We start from the raw sequence: 3911 nt of genomic DNA, 5'->3' as shown, positions 1-3911 counted from the left end.
TACTTCGAGGCGAAGAATGACCGCATTGTTCAGATAGGGGACTTCTCCGGGGCGGTGGTGCCTTCCAGTGCACCGGCTTCGGTTCGTGAGGTTTTGGAGCGCAATGGTGTGGACGTGGTGGAGTATGACGAGGCGATTCAGGGCGACAGGCAGCGGGCTATCTCGGAGTTTCACGAGAAGGAGCTGGTGCTGTTCCAGAAGGCCCAGGAAGCAGAACAGAAACTGCAAGAGGACATAGCGGCGTGGGAGAAGACGGTGGATGAAGTGCTGAACAAAGAGTTCCCGCCACAGGGCTCTGTGCACGTAATGACAACACCTTTGGTCTTCACTCTGGTGGGGGCGCAACATTTGCCTGTGCAGATGAAGGCAAGCAAGCTTCTTCAAGTTTTAAAAGATCATCCTGAAATGGACAGGGACATCCTCAAACAACTTCCGGGAGCTTTGGCCGATCCCATTGCAATTTTTGAATCAGGCTCTCGCAAGGACAGTATCGTTGTAATGACAGAGTTAAAAGATAGTGCTGGCTCTTCCGTCATTACTCCGGTAGCTTTGAATAAAAAAGAGCTGGGGTTTGATGTGAATATCCTTTCCAGTGCTTACGGGAAAGGGATGGATGGCAAACCGAATAGCAGGTGGTTTGTAAAACAGGCCGAAGAGGGAAGGCTTCTCTATGTAAACGAAAAAAAGAGCTCTGCGTGGACTAATCCTGACGGGCTCCAATTGCCCAAGGCGAACACGCAAAACTCTATGGCTCCCACTATAAAGACCGAAGCTGACCTTGTCAAGGCCCGTTCTGGACATCCCGGACTCTATCAGGGTGTGCGGGGGATGACGGAGTTTCTGCGAAGTGGCAGGAGCCTCATCAGCCTTTTTTCCGGGGCCAACAAAAGTACGTCCTTCCACGAACTGGGATCCTTCCACGAACTGGGACACCACATGTTCCACACCATGATTCAGCTGAGCCAGATGGAGGGGGTAGACCCCCAGCTGAGAGCGGACGTGGAAACGGTGTTGCGGGAAGCGGGGGTGACCTGGGAGGAATTTCAACAATCCCGGGAAGCCCGAACCAAGGCCCATGAATTTTTCGCCAAGGGCTTTGAGACCTACATCGCCGAGGGGAAGGCCCCGAGCAAGGGGTTGCGGAGCGTTTTCCGGCGTGTGCGGGCCTGGCTGATAGACCTCTACAACAACGTAGGGGCCGCTTTGGGCATAGAGCTCTCCCCGGAGATGAAAGACCTCTACGCCCGTCTTCTGGCTTCCGAACAGGAGATTGACCGGGAGACCACTCTTGGGGAGCTGGCGGCGGAGTTGAAGGCCCTGGACGAGGCTCTTCGCTTGGAAGAGTCCCCGGAAGGCCGCAAGGAACTTCAGGGCCAGAAAAGAACCCTGCGCAAGGAAGCCCGGGAAGCGGGGGTGTTGGGGGAGATTGAGAAGGAACAACTCAAAGCCCGACAGGCAGAACGCCGGGAACTGAAAAAGAAAGTTTCCAAGGCCGTCCGAAACATTGAGCGGATGGGCAGGAGTGAAAGGGTCATCTGGGGGAAGCAGCAGGAAATCAAGGAGCTCTTGAGCAAGTACGACCTGAAGAAACGCACCGCCCAAACCCTGGAACGCCGGAGGGAGCTCGAAGCGTACTTGGAAGAAAACCCCGAGGCTGCGGGAAAGATAAGCAAAAAAGACCTGAAATTCCTGCACACCGAAACCCTGAACGACATGACCCTGGAAGAGCTTTGGGATTTGCACGACCGGGTGGAGGCCCTCTTTGAAGAAGGAAGCCGGGAGTATGTGGCTTGGGAGGCCGCCCGCAAAGAAGAGTCGGACATTCTCCAGGGGGCTTTCCGTGACCAGCTTATGAAGACCAAGCCCAAGACCGCAAAGATCAGGGCGGGCAGGGAGGACATGGGCAAGCAGTACAAGGGAATCTTCGGAGGACTTGAAAAGGCCAAGGACTGGGTTTTTGCGGGAACATTGAACCCGGACAGGTTTTGCAACTGGATAGACGGGGGAGACAGGGAGTACCAGGGGGCCTTTGTGAGAGCCTTTGTGGACAGCCTGAACGAAGCCCGGCGGGATGTGCTTTTTCACGTGATGGAACGCCGCCAGTGGATGGAAGACAAACTCCAGGCTCTGGGGCTCAGGGTGAAGGACTTTGCCAGGGTGGCCACCACCATTGAAGGAAGGGCCTTTACCTACAGCGAAGTCATGGATATTTACGTGGGCATGTGGAACGAGAAGAAGGCCAAGGCGATTCTGCACGGGGTTTTCGGCAAAATGCCCAACCCGGAAAAGACCGTACAGGAGCTTATAGGGCTTCTGTCGGAAGATCAAAAGCGGGCGGCGGAGCTGGTGGTGGAAGACCACGAACGGAACTTCGACAGGATTAACGAATCTCTCATATATGCCTTCAACAAGGGCATGACCCGGGAGGAGTTCTATACGTCCATACACCGGTTGGAGGCTTACGGCCCTGGTGGCCTGACCGATGTGGATTCCCTTGAAAGTATGGAAAAAGAGGGGCTGGACGCAGGGGCAGTGCTGGGGCGTGTGGCGGGGAACTTTATGCAGGATCGCCTCGAGATTGACGAGAAGCACCAGAAGCCCATCAAGCTGGGACTCTTCGAGAACTGGCACAGCGATATGGAAAGCCACGAGCACGCCGCAGGAATGGCAAGGGTGGCGGGCAACCTTGCGAGAGCACTTTTGACCCCAGACCCGGCAACGGGGGAAAACATCGCCACCATGATAAAGGCCCGTTTCGGCAACGAAGCCTGGCGCACCCTGGCAAGCGTGTACAACGCCCAGATTAAGGATGACGCCAGGGCCTCTTACGAGCTGTTGGACGGGGTTTCGGATATGGCGGCCAAAAGCATGGTGATTACCTATCTTGCGGGCAATCTGGGAACGGTGCTAAAACAGACCACCAGTCTTCCCCGGTTCATCACCACCGCCGGGACGGACAACCTGATAGCTGCCCTGGCGGACTTTTCCGTCCGAGGAAACGATTTTCTGGAAGAGGTCTATGCCCTAGACCCTCAAATGAGGGAGCGGGCGGGAAGTGCCATTATGCACGCCATGAAGCACGACCCGAACAGGAAGCTAGGCCGGTGGGAAGAGGCGGTGGATATGAGCCTGGTGCCCATTGCCACAATGGACAGGTGGGTGGCGGCGGTGGGATGGATGGCCACCTACAAGGCGAACCTGAAAGAGCTGGGCCAGGAAGGAGCCGTGAGAGAAGCTTCGAGGGCGGTGCGACTCACCCAGCAGGCGGCCTTTGCCAGGGACAATCCCAGGATGTGGCGGCAGAGCGGCTTTGTGCGGCTTGCCATGATTTTCACCTCCGACGCGGCGGCCACCTTTGGCATGACCGTCTACGACATGGCCCAGAATATCCGGCACAAGAACGTAGAGCAGGGGTTGAAAACCATCTTTGCCCTTTCGGTGACGGCGATATTGATGAAGGCCGCAAGCGACGGTATTCCCGGAGATAATGATGATGAGGGGTGGGCAGAATGGATGCAGGACGCCTTTGCAGAGCAGGCGTTGACGGCCATCCCCCTGATAGGCCGGGAGGGGATGACGCTCTACCGGAGCATGAGGGGCCACTACCGGGGGAGCCAGTACAACGCTCTGGCGGCCCCCATAATAAAGACCTACAGGGGTTTGGGTATGATCCTGGACAGTGAGGAAGGGGAGGTCGAAAGGTTCCGCCGGGGGAGCTGGCTTGTGCTGGAGGGGCTTGCCCTGGGCCTTTCCTGGAAGGTTCCCATTCCCTATGTGGCTACAAAGCGGTCGGTGGAGGTTCTTGAACTGGGCAAAGAAGGCAAGTTTATGGAAGCGGCTATGAAGGCGGTGGGGATGTACAGGGAAAAGAGGGAGTAGGGGGAGAAAGAAGGTTCTCGCGGTACCGTGAT

At 56.5% G+C, this 3911-nt stretch carries 1 protein-coding gene; it reads left to right on the top strand.

Features of this window, described 5'->3' with window-relative positions:
• Positions 1-54 precede the first annotated feature (54 nt).
• The gene (locus tag CSA35_09475; protein PIE53783.1) at positions 55-3879 is read left to right on the top strand and encodes a hypothetical protein; all 3825 of its coding nucleotides are present in this window, start codon (positions 55-57) and stop codon (positions 3877-3879) included.
• Positions 3880-3911: the final 32 nt, after the last annotated feature.

The organism is Dethiosulfovibrio peptidovorans (assembly GCA_002748665.1).
GTDB lineage: Bacteria > Synergistota > Synergistia > Synergistales > Dethiosulfovibrionaceae > Dethiosulfovibrio > Dethiosulfovibrio peptidovorans_A.
Note: the sequence above shows the minus strand (reverse complement) of the source record. Positions and strands in the feature narration are given on the sequence as shown.